Source organism: Thalassospira mesophila, from assembly GCF_002115755.1.
In the GTDB taxonomy this organism is placed as follows: domain Bacteria; phylum Pseudomonadota; class Alphaproteobacteria; order Rhodospirillales; family Thalassospiraceae; genus Thalassospira; species Thalassospira mesophila.
Genome location: NZ_JFKA01000001.1, coordinates 530,877 through 545,254, shown reverse-complemented (window position 1 = coordinate 545,254; position 14,378 = coordinate 530,877). Strand labels below are relative to the sequence as shown.

Here is a 14,378-nt window from a genome sequence, read left to right as displayed (position 1 = left end):
GCTGGTATGATCTGGCGAATTTATGATCATTCCTGAGGAATTCTCAAACCATCAAATTTGATCAAATCATTAGGTGTCCTAATGCCAAATGCCTTTTAACGCCACCTTGGATATCCCTTAACGATTGATGCGCTGCTGCAAATGGGCCGGATACCGGTCGCCAACCACCTTGATCTCGGACAGGGCATCGGCAATTTCGCCAAGGTCACTGGCACTTAAATCGATATCGTCGGCTTTGGTATTTTCTGCCAGTCGATGCAATTTCGTGGTGCCGGGAATGGGCACGATCCACGGTTTTTGCGCCAGAAGCCACGCCAGGGCGATTTGGGCCGGTGTTGCTTCTTTCTGACCGGCAATTTTACCCAGCAACGTAACAAGCCCCTGATTGGCCTTGCGAGCATCGGCGCTAAACCGCGGCACGATATTGCGAAAATCACCGTCGTCAAATTGGGTCTGATCATCGATGGCACCGGTTAAAAACCCTTTGCCCAGCGGGCTAAACGGCACAAAACCAATGCCCAGTTCTTCAAGAACCGGCAAAATATCGTCTTCGGGTTCGCGCCACCAAAGTGAATATTCGCTTTGCACGGCGGCCACCGGGTACTCGGCATGGGCACGGCGAATGGTCTCGGCACCTGCTTCGGACAAGCCAAAGTGTTTAACTTTGCCTTCGGCAATCAGGCGGCCCACCGTCCCGGCAACTTCTTCAATCGGCACATCGGGATCAACGCGGTGTTGATACAACAGATCAATCCGGTCCGTGCCCAGCCGTTTAAGCGATGCTTCGGCCACGGCGCGAATATTTTGGGGGCGGCTATCCATGCCCGACTGGCCGCCATTATCGTCTATTTTAAAGCCGAATTTGGTGGCGATAACAACGTCGTCACGCACCGGGGCCAATGCTTCGCCAACAATTTTTTCATTGGTAAACGGGCCATAGGCCTCGGCGGTATCGAAAAAGGTAATGCCAATCTCGTGCGCCTTGCGCAAAAGGGTCACGGCATTTTCCGTATCCATCGGCTGGCCATAGGCAAAGTTAATGCCCATGCAGCCAAAACCGATTGCCGAAACCTCAAGTCCGCTATTTCCCAGAAAACGTTTCTGCATGATGGATATTCCTTGTTGGCACCCGGCACGGTCACGTTTGGTCCGGTTTGGTTGTGCAATGGCAGTGTTATGCCAGGCTGGAAAGATAATCGGCGTCTTCGACCTTTTCGAGCCAGTTAACGGGTGAGCCGTTAACCGCCTCGGCAATGGCAATGTGGGTCATGGCCGAGGCATTCGTTGCCCCGTGCCAATGGCGTTCACCGGGCTCAAACCACACAATATCACCGGGGCTAATTTCCTGTTTTAGCTCACCTTCGCGTTGCACCCAGCCCAGACCGCTTGTGACAATCAGGGTTTGCCCCAACGGATGGGTGTGCCACGCTGTACGCGCACCGGGTTCAAACGTTACAATGGCCCCGCCCACACGGGCCGGCTCGGAGGTTTGAAACGGGCTGTCGATCCGAACCGTTCCGGTAAAATAATCAGCAGACCCCGCAACCGAGCCTTTGCTGGCATTGCGCACGATATTCATCTGGGAAACCTCCGATTTGTACGAAAAATGAGATGATAAAGATGCCGCCAGGGACAGATTGACGGGCAATTAGCACACGAATTTAGCTGCCCAAACAAGGCAAAGGGGGTGACACAGATATCAACCCGTCGCGCCAATTCCGCCGTCCCATGACATACCCTTATCAAGAGATGTGGCTTTCACCATACAGACTTGTTTTATTTTAATTAGACGCTAAATCTTGCATGAACTCATATTGAGGATTCATGAATGAAGCGCGAAGAGCTTGGCGACCTTGCCGCCTTTTTATCCGTGGTTGAAGAACGCAGCTTTACCCGGGCGGCAGCGCGGCTTGGCACATCGCAATCGGCGTTAAGCCACACGGTTCGGCGGCTGGAAGAACGGCTGGGTTTACGCTTGTTAACCCGGACCACACGGCGGGTAGAACCCACCGACGCAGGCGACCGCCTTGCCCAAACCTTGCGCCCGGCATTTGGCACGATTAGCGACCAGATCGCCGCCTTAAGCGAATTTCGCGACAAACCTGCCGGTACCGTGCGTATTTCCACCAGCGCATATGCCGCGCGCAGCATTATCTGGCCGGCTATTGAAAAATTGCTGCCCGTCTATCCGGACTTGAATGTTGAACTCAATATCGATCAGAAACTGACCGACATTGTCGCCGAACGATATGACGCCGGGGTGCGGCTGGGCGAACAGGTTGACAAAGACATGATTGCCACCCGCATTGGCCCCGATATCAGAATGGCGGTTGTGGGCGCCCCGGCTTATTTCCAAACCCGCGCCATCCCCCGAACACCGCATGATTTGTTGCAACATGATTGCATAAATTTGCGATTGCCAACCCTGGGCGGACTTTATATCTGGGAATTTGAAAAAGACGGCCGCCCGTTGAACGCCCGTATCGAAGGCCGCCTGGTCTTTAACGATGCCGCGATCATGGTTGAGGCCACGATCAACGGCCATGGTCTGGCTTGTATCCCCGAAGACCAGATTCTCGAGCATGTCAAACAAGGCCGGTTACAGCGCGTGTTGCTCGACTGGTGCCCGCCTTTTCCCGGGTATCATTTATATTACCCCAGTCGTCGGCAACATTCCCCGGCGTTCAAGGTTGTGATGGAAGCCCTGCGTTATCCGCCCAAAACAGGTGCATAGCCCGCCCTAAGGGGTGAAATCACGGTCATCATGGGGACGTCACCGCCAAACCATATCCCCCGTCGCCCATGGCTAACGAACCGGTTTGTCTTCACCGGTGTCCGTTACCTGATGGGGAGCAACATTCTGTATGGCGTCAACATCAGCATCAGTTTTAGCTTCAGGTACGACTTCGGTTTCAGTATCGGCATCAGGTTCAGATAATTCTTGCGCCCTCGAAAAGGGATCGGGCTTGCGGTCGGGCCCGCCTTCCTTGACCCCGTTATCACCAGACGACCTGTCCTCCGGCGCACTTTCATCTGTCGGGGCGGTTGATGCCAAATCAGCTTCGGTTACCGGTAACGGGTCCGCACTGGAAAGGGCAATCGCGTCGGTTTGCGCGGCCACATCCGCCGCCACGTCCAAATCCGCCGGAGCCAGTGCCGACATTTTCTTGCGCCGGTTGGTCAGCCTGGTACGCAATTTACGCCGCAGTCTTTTGCGACGGTTTAACCGCCACAAGGCCAGCAATTCGCTGCGGGAATGGAAAAGGGGCAAATGACGCCGGTTTTCGGGGTTAAGCTCAACCGACATGCCGACTTCGCGAATGCCATGGCCATCATCAATACGCCGCACAATCAGCTCGACCGGGCCATAGGCAATGCGGTCGGCGGGTTCGATATCGCCCGACAATTCCCGTTCCAGCAATTCCGCCAGTGTCAAATCACCATCGCCCGGCGCAACCGGAAAACCATATAATCGACCCACATCCAAAATGCCGGTATCGGGCGGGAAGCTGAAATCACCAAACATATCGCGGTCATTGGCCCCTTCGGCGGGACCGGCGAAAAGCTGGTCAAGCAGTTCGACATATTGTGGCGGGGTGAAAATATAGATCTGGTCATCGCCCAAAAGCCGCCCGGCATTGTGCGGACGCAGCGATTTACCATCGCGCAAAATAAGCGACGGGCGCGCCCAACGCGGAATACGATGCCCGGTTGCCACCGCACTATCGGGATGGACGCGGTAAACCACCACTTCCTGATTGGCGTTGCCGGGCAATTCCAGATCGATCCTGTCAACCGGGCCACGTCGTGCGGGCACAATAATGCCCAGCCAGCGGGCAATCGGTTTGATGGTCCAGCCTTGTAGCAACAGCGACGTTATCACGACAATAAAGGCGGTATTAAACAGCAACTGGCCCTGCTCGACCCCCTCGACCATTGGCACAATCGCCAGCAAAATCGAGACCGCACCGCGCAAGCCGACCCACGAAATAAAGGCGGTATCATTACGTGAAAAATTGAAAAACATCAGGCACAGCCAGATCGCAATCGGCCGGGCCACAAACACCAAAATTAACGCCAGCAAAAAGCCCGGGATCAACACATCGCCAAATTCCGACGGGGTTGCCAGCAAGCCAAGGGTAACAAACATGGCAATTTGCGCCAGCCAGGTTATGACATGCTGAAACCGGCGGACACTGGCACTCATGCGCATTTTGCTGTTACCGGCATAAAGCCCGGCAACATAAACCGCCAAAAAGCCGCTGCCGCCAACAATGCTGGTGGCCCCAAACAATGTCAGCGCGCAGGCCAGAACCACAATGGGCACCAGCCCCGGTTCCAGCTTGATCCGGTTCATGCCCTGAACAATCAAAACGCCGCCCACAAACCCCAGAACCGCCCCAAGGCCAATTTGGAAAACAAACCGTTCGGCCAGTTCCAGCGCCAGGTTGTCGCCCGTGCCCTGCACGATCAGTTCAACCAGCGTAATGGTTAAAAACACCGCCATCGGGTCGTTGCTTCCCGACTCGACCTCCAGCGTTGATCGTGTTCGATCACGCAGGTTAATGCCACCAACCCGCAACAGGAAAAACACTGCCGCCGCATCGGTCGAACTGACAATAGCGCCAAACAAAAAACCGACCAGCCACGGAACGCCCAGCAAAAAATGCGCCGCCACGCCGACCACGCCCGTGGTCATTAAAACGCCAAAGGTCGCCAAGGTAAGGGCGGGGGCCGATGCAATGCGCAACGCCCGTGTCGGGGTTTCAAAGCCGCTGTCAAACAAGATAAGGGCCAGCGCAATGCTGCCAATAAAATAGGCCAGCGGGGCATTATCAAAATGAATGCCGCCAATGCCATCTTCGCCCGCAGCAAGGCCGACAAACAAAAACACCAGCAGCAAGGGGGCGCCAACACGAAAGCTGATCAGGCTGGTGAAAACGGCAACCACAACCAAAATCGATGCAATCAGGATAACCAGATTCATCGATTCAATCATGGGCGTTCTCCCTGTTTTTGTGACCCAGCCTTACATACAGCCCCAACCAGTGTGACATCACATCACAGCCGGGACAGTCGCGTATCTATCTATAATACGGCACATATCGACCACAAAATTGCGGCGAAAATATCGTCGATCCAATATTTTTACAGCATATGGTACCGCCATGGCGCATTTGCCATAACGTCATAAGATTAAACTTAACCTGCCTCGGGGACCTGCGCGGGAATAAAAGCTGTTTCTTTTGCTGTCGACAAGGCAATTTCCGGCAAAACTTCCAAAATGCCGGGAAGTTCCTTGATCACGTCGGTGACAAAGCTTTCGAGATGGGCGGTATCGCGCAAACGCAATTTCAACAAAAAATCAAATCGCCCGGTCATGTGATGGCATTCCATCACTTCATCGGCCTTGATCAGTGACTTGATCATTTTGCGACTGCTCTTACCCGGATCACTACGCAACCACACCATCGCCATCAGCGCGCGCCCCACCGCCAGCGGATCAATTTCAATCCGGTAAGCGCGAATAATCCCCTGATCACGCAATTTGCGCACCCGGTCATTCACCGCTGAAACCGACAACCCTACCTTGCCCCCCAGCACTGCATAGGATTGCGAAGCATCTTCTTGTAAAATATCTAGCAACTTTGCGTCGATGGCATCCATAATCTTCCCCCGGTCCCAAGACTTGGCCAAGGGGCAATAATACACGAAAATCAGCCAGTTGCGAAGAAACACCGTTTTAATAAAAACAATGCCCCCTTTGCCCCTGCAACCCGAAGTCGCGATACTGGATTTTTTATAAAATCCGGTATATTCATTTTGATAACATTCAGTTTTTTGAGTTTTATGCTCACATCTGGCACCTTTCGGGCATGGCTTTTTCAATGGTCCGAAACGCGCCAACGATATTACAGGGCCACAACATTCCCTGATTGCCATCACACTTTAGGTGTCCTTGCACACCTTTGATAACCAATTGCCACAACAAACAATACCGCGCCCACCACGCGCAAGGTCACCCGAGCTGACCAACATTTGACGCCCCACAACGACAGGCTGCCATAAAAATGAAGCAATGGTTTCAACAACTTCCAAATTATGTTCAGGCAGCGATTTTTGCCACCATTGCCGCCATCACCGCCGCCGGATTTTCGGTCACTGTGCGTTTGGCAACACAGGAATTGCCCCCGCTTGAAGTTGTTTTCTTCCGCAACCTGTTTGGTTTTTTGCTGATTGTGCCAGTATCTTTACGCGCGGGCATATCATCAATCCACACCACACGCTGGCGCATGTTTTTTCTGCGTGCCATTTTTTCAATGGGCGCGATGAGCTTCTGGTTTTCAGCCCTGGCCTATTTACCCCTGGCCGAGGCAACGACCCTTAATTTCACGGTGCCCCTGTTTGGCACCGTGCTGGCCGCGATTTTCCTGAAAGAACAAATCCGCCATCATCGCATCATTGCCCTGGTGGCCGGGTTCGCCGGGGTTGCCATTATCATTCGCCCCGGCAGCGACACCATGCAGCTTGCCAGCATTTTACCGGTGGTCGCCGCCGTGTGTATGGCCAGTGCCGGCATGACGATCAAGTCACTGGCGCGAACAGACAGCAGCCCCAATGTGGTGCTATACACCATGCTGCTGATGACACCAATGACGCTGATTCCAGCCCTGTTTGTGTGGGAAACACCCAGTTGGCACGTGATCATGATTTTGCTGATTGGCACCACCATGGCCAACATTACCCAGCTTTGCAATACCAGCGCCTTTCGCCTGTTTGATTACAGCTTTGTCATTGGTTTCAACTATTTACGCCTGCCGTTTGTCGTCGTCGTGGCGCTGGTGATGTTTGGGGAAATCCCCGAAATCTGGCTGTTACCCGGTGCCGGATTAATCGTCGGTTCGGCCATTTACATTGCCCGGCGCGAAGCCATTCTGGCGCGCGAGGCCAAACGGTTTGACCGCGAACATTCATCCCCCGCAACCGACCTGGACCCGCCGCCCCGCCAGCGCCCTGCACCCGATACACGGCCCAGCGCCAGCATGGCGTTTGATGTGCAAAAACCGGTCGAGACCAAAGATGGCGATCAGGGCAAAACCAACAATGATCGCGACACAACAGACGGCGCGAAAAATCAGGACAGCAAGCCTGCGCCAAAATGACGCCAGCCTGGCAAAACCTGCCCGCTGCAATGCGGGCGGCACTGTTGCGCACATCCAAATCTGAATAAGCTCTCTGGTTTATGTCAGCTATGATTGGTCGTATTTCCACCCGCTATTTTGTAAAAATACTGCGACTTTTGCGGGTAAACCGGCTCTCGCGCGTTTTGCTTGCCTCAAAAACCAATAATTTGGTATAGAAATACCTATTATATTTCAAATCAGGAGAACCCGATGCAGGTTTCAGGAAAAGTTGCCATTGTAACCGGGGCGGCGTCCGGGTTGGGTGCCGCAACAGCGCGGGTCCTGGCGGCTGCCGGGGCGAAGGTTGCCACTTTTGATTTAAATGGTGACGGGGCCGATGCCACGGCAGAAAAACTGGGCGGCAAAGGATATGGCGTTGATGTCACCAATGCGCAAAGCGTTGAAGACGCGGTTGCCCGCGTTATTGCCGATTTAGGCGCACCGCGCATTCTGGTCAGTTGTGCCGGGATTGTACATGGGGAACGCATTGTTGGCCGCGATGGCCCGGCCAGCCTTGATGCCTTTAGCCGCGTGATCAATGTGAACCTGATCGGCACGTTTAACATGATGCGCGTTGTTGCCGATGCCATGAGCAAGACCGAACCGGTGGAAAGCGGCGAGCGCGGCATTATTATTAACACCGCATCGATTGCCGCCTTTGAAGGGCAAATCGGCCAGGCGGCCTATGCCGCGTCCAAGGGGGCTGTGCATTCATTAACCCTGCCTGCGGCGCGCGAACTGGCCCGCCACGGCATTCGGGTCATGTCAATTGCGCCGGGCCTGTTTGGCACACCGATGCTGTCAAACCTGCCTGATGAAGTGCAAGACAGCCTTGCGGCCAACACCCCCTTTCCCAAACGCTTGGGCTGGCCCGAGGAATATGGCCGCCTCGCCCTGCATATTTGCGAAAATGAAATGATGAACGGCGAAACGATTCGCCTTGACGGTGCTGTAAGGCTGGAACCAAAATAATAATCGCGCCAGATTCACCTTTCAACCACAAAAGCCGGTGGGCGCACATTGCGCCACCGGCTTTTAAATATTCCAAACCAGCAAGGCGTCCTAAGCTACATCATCGGCAAAGGCGGCCAACTTGATATCCTTTTGCGACACACCGCCGACATCATGGGTCGTCAGGGCGATTTCGACCTTGTTATAAACATTAAACCATTCAGGATGATGGTCCATTTTGTCGGCCTTAAGCGCGATACGGGTCATAAAGCCGAACGCTTGGTTGAAATCCTTGAATTTGAAGGTTTTCTGAATAGACAGGCCATCATCCGCCAGGGTCCAGCCGCTAACTTCTTTTAAGGCCACGTCAATTTCGGCGGGGGAAAGTTTGCTCATCTCAGCCTCCTGTAGCCGGTTCAAAATCAGGTTCAACTTATCGTTTTGAAATGATCGTCATATAAAGCCATGAAAACATGTCAGGAATTTGAAAGCACCGTGTTTTCATCCTGCCAGCGCGTCTTTGACCCTGTCGCGCAAAACCGGCAGTAACTCGCTTTCAAACCACGGATTTTTACGAATCCATGCTGTGTTGCGCCAACTGGGATGGGGCATGGGCAGCAAACCATCGGCCAGGAACTGCTCAAACCGATGCACAGTTTCGGTCATGGTTTTGGCACGTTGAATGCCCAGATAACGCGCCTGCGCATATTGGCCGATCAGCAAGGTTAACCGCACATGGGGCAAATGGCGCAATAATACATCATGCCATGTTGGCGCGCATTCGGGCCGGGGTGGCAAATCGCCGCCGCGCGCAAACCGGCCAGGGTAACAAAACCCCATTGGCATAATCGCCAGTTTGGCAGGGTCATAAAATTCGGCGTGTGACATTTGCAACCAGTCGCGCAAACGATCACCCGAGGCATCGTTCCACGGCAAGCCGGTTTGATGCACCTTTGTTCCCGGTGCCTGCCCGATCACCAAAACCGGGGCCGACACCGCCATGCGCACCACCGGGCGCGGGCCCAATGGCAAATGGGCCGCGCACAGGCGGCAGGCCCGCACATCGGCCAAAATCCGGTCAAGGGCCGGGTCTTGGCCGGGGGGATCAACTTCGGGCACATAAGATGGCAAAACGGGCAAGGAAGCCTCTGGCGGATTTTTGACCATGTGGTTTTAACAAGGGTTTGGCCGCGGATTATCCCTGATCGGGCAATTCCGCACCTTCAATCACCCAGTTTTCATTTAAAGCATCGCGGTACCATTCGCGCATGGCAGGCAAGGCAAGCACGGCATTTTTATAGGCCTCGCCGACCGGATCAAGCGTGACGCCATAGGTTTTAAACCGCGTGATCACGGGGGCAAACATGGCATCGGCTATGGTGAAGTGGCCAAACAGAAAATCACCGCTTTGACCATAGCGGCTGCGGCACATGTTGAAAATGTCGCCAATCCGTTCGATGTCTTTTTCCACACCGGGTTGGCGGCCCCGACCGCTATAATCCTTGCGCAAATTCATTGGCATATTGGTGCGCAGGGCAACAAAGCCGCCATGCATTTCCAGCGCGACCGACCGCGCAATGGCGCGCACATCCATATCAAGCGGCCATAACAGGGTATCGGGCCGGGTATCGGCGATATATTCTAATATCCCCAAGGCCTCCCAAATGGTTTTTGTGCCATCAAAATAAGCCGGGACTTTGCCAGTAGGCGAAATGACCGGGGCCTTGGCAAACCATTCGTCGGTGTAAAGCGAAACCAGCTTTTCCTCAAATTCAACGCCGGTCGCCCTTAACCCCAGCCACGCACGCAACGACCAGGACGAATAGTTTTTATTGCCAATATAAAGAACCGGAAGATTTTCCATTTTACCACTGCACCATCATTAATAAGAGCGTGACGCGCTACCTGTAACGACACACATGTGCCGTTTTTTACAACCCGCAACCCGCCCCTGAAACCCGTAATGCCAACCATACCCTAAACCGCATCTGCCAGCCCGCATTTTGCGCGCCAATCCCCTTGTTGTTTTTGTGTCAATCGCCGCATAATGACCATAACAATGCGAAACATGATGCCATGTCACCCATCATCATGTGCATGCCACAGCCCGCACCGGCTTTATCCATGCGGGTTGCGCCACCCAAAACAAACAAGGACGGATCAATTGTTCGACCATATTATCCCCACAACCACCACGGCCGATGCCCAAACGGCCCTGACAATTCACGCCGTCACCCCGGCGGGATTTGGCAAATGGCTGGAAAGCCAGTCTGACATCCATAAATCATGGATTGAGGCCAACCGCTTTGAAGGCAAACGCGGCACCAGTCTTTTGTTGCCATCTAACGATGGCAAAGCCGCATCGGTGGTTTTGGGGTTTGAAAACGATGCCAAATCGGTGTGGGATTTTGCCGCCCTTGTCAGCGCCCTGCCCAAAGGCACCTATCAGTTTGACGCAACCGTAACCAGCGATGATGAGCTGTGCGAACGCGCCATGCTGGGTCTTTACCTTGGCGGGTACCGGTTTGATCGTTATCGCAAAATTGATGCACCGCAAGCATCCTTTGTGCGCCCGGCCAATAAAGCCGCTGACCGTGCCGAAAACACCGCGCGCGGCATTGCCCTGACCCGCGATCTGATCAACGTGCCCGCCAATGACATGGGCCCGGTCGAACTGGCCGCAGCGGCCCAAACATTGGCCGATGAGTTTTCCGCCACGATAACAACCATTGTCGGCGATGATCTGGAAACGCAAAATTATCCGTCCATTTATGCCGTGGGCAAAGGCAGCGACCGCGCACCGCGCCTGATTGACATGCATTGGGGCGATGAAAATGCGCCGCGTGTCACACTGGTTGGCAAGGGTGTGTGTTTTGATACCGGCGGCTATGATTTAAAACCGGCCAGCAACATGCTTTTAATGAAAAAAGACATGGGCGGTGCGGCCCAGGTGCTGGGTCTGGCACGCATGATTATGGCGGCACAATTGCCGGTGCGGTTGCGCGTGCTGATCCCGGCTGTGGAAAACATGGTATCGGGCAATGCCTTTCGCCCCAGCGACATTATCAACACCCGCAAGGGCGTGACGGTGGAAGTGGGCAATACCGATGCCGAAGGGCGTTTGGTGCTGTCTGATGCCTTAACCGAAGCGGCCAGCGAAGACCCGGAAATCCTGCTTGATTTCGCAACCCTGACCGGGGCGGCCCGTGTTGCCCTTGGCCTTGGTTTGCCGGCTTTGTTTTCCAACAATGATGATCTGGCAAACGCCTTGCAAAATACCGGCATCGAAATGGGCGACCCGATGTGGCGCTTGCCACTGTGGGACGATTACCGCCCGATGCTTGAAAGCAAGATCGCCGATACCAACAATATCTCGTCCGGGCCATTTGGCGGGGCGATTATTGCGGCCCTGTTTTTGGACCGTTTCGCCAAAGGTGCCAAAGCATGGGCGCATATCGATTTGATGGCATGGAACCCGGCAGGAACACCTGGTCGCCCCGAAGGCGGCGAAGCCCAGGGTATCCGCGCGGCGTTCAAGGTGATTAGTGATCGTTACGGTAAGTAAATTAAGACAAATCAACCTTTGACTTAACGTCAGGGGTCAGGTAAACAGATTACGTATTCGTAACAAACAGGCTGTTGGACATAAATATGCCCATCGAGATCAAACCGTCACAAGCGCTTGACCTTTGGCGTATCGCGACTGTCGAAAGTGTACGTCGGGATTCCCCCGATTTATCCGCCCGGCAGATGGCCCTTGTCCTTACTGTTTATCTGACCCCGGCCCCTCATACGGTTCGTGGCCTTGCCGAAGCCCTGAACATTTCCAAACCCGCCATTACCCGCGCGCTTGACCGGCTAAGTTCGCTTGGCATGGTGAAACGCAAGGTCGACGAGGATGACCGCCGGTCTGTTTTGATCCAGCGAACGGTTAAAGGCTCGGTCTTTTTGCGCGAATTTGGGGACATTGTTGGCAGTGCAGGCAAAACCACCCAGTAATTTGCGGCCGGCCCGAAGCGCTTGTTTCTCGCTTTTTCACATCCGCTGACATGTCATAAAATGGCAGACCACCGGGGATAAAAGACACCAGATACCGCTGCGCCCATGGCATTGATTGCGATTGCAGCACAAATTCACCAATCTGATCCCCGCCTTTTCCCTGCCGCATCTCTGCTACCGACCAAACGGTATGATGTGCATACCGACACGCATTGCATACCGACTGGTTGGTATGCAATGCCGCTTGGCCGTGCCACGAAAACAAATATACGCCATCCACATTGGCCCTGCCGCCCCCCTCGCCGCGCAATACAGTGGAAACACGGGCTTCACGCCAGTTTTCGGGTGGGTGACGCTGCATGACGTGCATATGCGGAAAAGGCCCGCACGACCAGTCTTGCACCCACAAGGCCGAATTTAACCCTTGCTGTCGCTCATCAGAATGCAAGCGGATAGAATTCGCCGTCACATCACACGGCCTGCGCCCCGCCAGGTCTGATTCCGGGGAAATGAAAGCCCCGATGTCATCATGCAAATGCCAAAACATGAAAGGTGCCCCCGGGCGAAAATGCCTTAGGGGGAACCAGACAGCATATTTGGCAAAACATCATCCTTGCGGCGCTGCATTAGCCAAAAAGGATTGGTTATTTTTCACCGGCAAAGCTGCCCGGCGCATCGATCAGCGACAGCAACATTGCGGCAATGATCAACACGCCGCCACTAAAACGGCCAATGGCGCGGTTGCCGCCATGGCGGGTGACCCACGGGGTGATGCGCGACGCCGCCGCAGCATAGACCATTACGGCAGTGTAATCAAAAATCACAAAGGTTACACCCAACACCACAAGCTGCGGCATCAGGGGGTGGGTCGCATCAATAAACTGGGGAAACAGCGCCCCGAAAAAGGCAATTGCCTTGGGGTTACCTGCGGCGACCAAAAAGCCCTGGCTGAACATTTTAAACGGGCGCGCAGGTTCACGACCGGCAACTTTATTTGTTTCGATATCGTTTTTAGGATTACCTGCTGCGGGCTTGCGAAAAAATGCAACCAGCCCCATCGCAAGCAAAAACGCAACACCCACCCATTTAACCGCCTGAAACGCAGTTGCCGATGTTGCCAGAATAGCCCCAAGGCCCACGGCGGCAATTATCATCTGGATCATATTGGCGGTAACATCGCCCAACGCGGTTAGCAAGGTGGGCACCGGCCCGTAACGCATGGAATGCGACATGCCGATCAGCACACTTGGCCCCGGCGTTGACACCATCAAAGCCACCAGCGCACAAAAACTGATCCATATATGCAACGACATCTAACACCCCGAACGACAGCAATAATGATCGGGATGTACCACACCCTTTCGCCACAACAAGTGCATTCAGGGCAGAGCAACCATGCCTGCGCCAATGAGCGCTGAAAACAAAAAGACAGCCCGCTCAACGGACTGCCTTCGTATCCGCCCGCAAGCAGGCTATGGTCCGATATCACATCGTCGACTAGCGGCAAAATGTCTTATCCTTGCCACCACAACCCGCGCCGAAAACCCTAACGTTCGTTTGGCCATTGATCGAACAGGCCACGCACCTGCACCGATGTCACAACATCGGGGCCCAGCACCTTGTTACAGGTCGCCAGAAAACGCCGCTGCAAGCCAACAATGATCGGGTCCGTCGTCGGTTTAAAGGGCGAAAAATGTGCCTTTGGCGCATCATTTTCGGCGGGTTCTTCGTGAATTTCCTTGCCGTCTTCGTCAAGTTTCGGTTTGGGCGGCAACAGCAATGCCGGAGCCTGATAATGGTAGCCGCGTTTGCCCTTTGCCACTTTTTCCGCGCGGTATTTGGTATCGCGGTAAAAATAACGCTGAATATCGGTCATAAAGGCATTCAACAGTTTTGGCTGTATCCGCGTCACAAGCGCACGATGCTCGACCGATGAAAGCTCCAGCCAAATTCCCGCTGCGAACTGACGGATCATGCCCTGCCGTGGCAGCACGATTGTGGTGACGACTTTTTCAAGTTCAAACACATTGCCAGGCAATGCCACACCGGCTGATTGCCCTTCAGCCCCGGCTTCCTTGCCTTCGCCCGATGATGCAAACGCACCTGAAACAGAAAATGCCATCAGGGCAAAAACAGCAATGCCAAAAAACACACATATACGGGCCGCCAGCGACACAGGTTTTGCCTGTGCTGTCTTCCGGGGTTTACCCATTATTTCCAACCTACTATCCTTTTATACGCTTC

At 54.2% G+C, this 14,378-nt stretch carries 14 protein-coding genes; 5 read left to right on the top strand and 9 right to left on the bottom strand.

Going from position 1 to position 14,378, the window contains the following annotated elements:
* Positions 1-117: 117 nt before the first annotated feature.
* Positions 118-1,107 carry an aldo/keto reductase gene (locus tag TMES_RS02495; RefSeq protein ID WP_085579088.1) on the bottom strand — a complete coding sequence of 330 codons (990 nt, stop codon included), beginning with the start codon at positions 1,105-1,107 and terminating at the stop codon, positions 118-120.
* A gap of 67 nt (positions 1,108-1,174) precedes the next feature.
* The gene (locus TMES_RS02490) at positions 1,175-1,579 is read right to left on the bottom strand and encodes a (R)-mandelonitrile lyase (protein ID WP_085579086.1); all 405 of its coding nucleotides are present in this window, start codon (positions 1,577-1,579) and stop codon (positions 1,175-1,177) included.
* Between the two features lie 249 nt (positions 1,580-1,828).
* Here TMES_RS02490 and TMES_RS02485 point away from each other — a divergent pair, with 249 nt between their 5' ends.
* Positions 1,829-2,734, top strand: a complete 906-nt coding sequence (locus tag TMES_RS02485) for a LysR substrate-binding domain-containing protein (protein WP_085579085.1) — start codon at positions 1,829-1,831, stop codon at positions 2,732-2,734.
* A gap of 72 nt (positions 2,735-2,806) precedes the next feature.
* Here the strand turns inward: TMES_RS02485 and TMES_RS02480 are convergent, their stop codons facing one another.
* Complete coding sequence (locus TMES_RS02480; protein WP_245835174.1) at positions 2,807-4,999, bottom strand: potassium/proton antiporter; 2,193 nt, start codon at positions 4,997-4,999, stop codon at positions 2,807-2,809.
* Between the two features lie 203 nt (positions 5,000-5,202).
* Positions 5,203-5,667, bottom strand: a complete 465-nt coding sequence (locus TMES_RS02475; protein ID WP_085579083.1) for an Lrp/AsnC family transcriptional regulator — start codon at positions 5,665-5,667, stop codon at positions 5,203-5,205.
* 404 nt (positions 5,668-6,071) lie between these two features.
* On the opposite strand from TMES_RS02475, the gene TMES_RS02470 reads away from it, so the two are divergent.
* Together TMES_RS02470 and TMES_RS02465 are read left to right on the top strand one after the other, a co-directional pair.
* Entirely contained in the window at positions 6,072-7,163 is a 1,092-nt protein-coding gene (locus TMES_RS02470) for a DMT family transporter (protein WP_085579081.1), read from the top strand.
* Between the two features lie 231 nt (positions 7,164-7,394).
* Entirely contained in the window at positions 7,395-8,156 is a 762-nt protein-coding gene (locus tag TMES_RS02465; protein WP_085579079.1) for an SDR family NAD(P)-dependent oxidoreductase, read from the top strand.
* Positions 8,157-8,246: 90 nt separating this feature from the next.
* Here TMES_RS02465 and TMES_RS02460 read toward each other — a convergent pair whose 3' ends face one another.
* The 3 genes from TMES_RS02460 to TMES_RS02450 form a co-directional block, all read right to left on the bottom strand.
* Complete coding sequence (locus tag TMES_RS02460) at positions 8,247-8,531, bottom strand: 4a-hydroxytetrahydrobiopterin dehydratase (protein WP_085579077.1); 285 nt, start codon at positions 8,529-8,531, stop codon at positions 8,247-8,249.
* A gap of 105 nt (positions 8,532-8,636) precedes the next feature.
* Positions 8,637-9,275 carry a uracil-DNA glycosylase family protein gene (locus TMES_RS02455; protein WP_425444035.1) on the bottom strand — a complete coding sequence of 213 codons (639 nt, stop codon included), beginning with the start codon at positions 9,273-9,275 and terminating at the stop codon, positions 8,637-8,639.
* Between the two features lie 55 nt (positions 9,276-9,330).
* On the bottom strand, positions 9,331-9,999 hold the full coding sequence (locus tag TMES_RS02450; protein ID WP_085579073.1) for a glutathione S-transferase family protein: 669 nt from the start codon (positions 9,997-9,999) through the stop codon (positions 9,331-9,333).
* A gap of 300 nt (positions 10,000-10,299) precedes the next feature.
* Between TMES_RS02450 and TMES_RS02445 the strand changes: the two genes are divergently transcribed.
* A complete protein-coding gene (locus TMES_RS02445; protein ID WP_085579071.1) occupies positions 10,300-11,700 on the top strand; it encodes a leucyl aminopeptidase family protein in 1,401 nt (466 codons plus the stop codon).
* Positions 11,701-11,786: 86 nt separating this feature from the next.
* Positions 11,787-12,134, top strand: a complete 348-nt coding sequence (locus TMES_RS02440; RefSeq protein ID WP_085579069.1) for a MarR family transcriptional regulator — start codon at positions 11,787-11,789, stop codon at positions 12,132-12,134.
* 644 nt (positions 12,135-12,778) lie between these two features.
* Here the strand turns inward: TMES_RS02440 and TMES_RS02435 are convergent.
* Positions 12,779-13,447 (bottom strand): LysE family translocator, encoded by a 669-nt coding sequence (locus TMES_RS02435; protein ID WP_085579067.1) that lies wholly within the window; start codon positions 13,445-13,447, stop codon positions 12,779-12,781.
* Between the two features lie 233 nt (positions 13,448-13,680).
* Positions 13,681-14,346, bottom strand: coding sequence for a hypothetical protein (locus TMES_RS02430; RefSeq protein ID WP_085579065.1), 666 nt, complete (start codon positions 14,344-14,346; stop codon positions 13,681-13,683).
* Positions 14,347-14,378 lie beyond the last annotated feature (32 nt).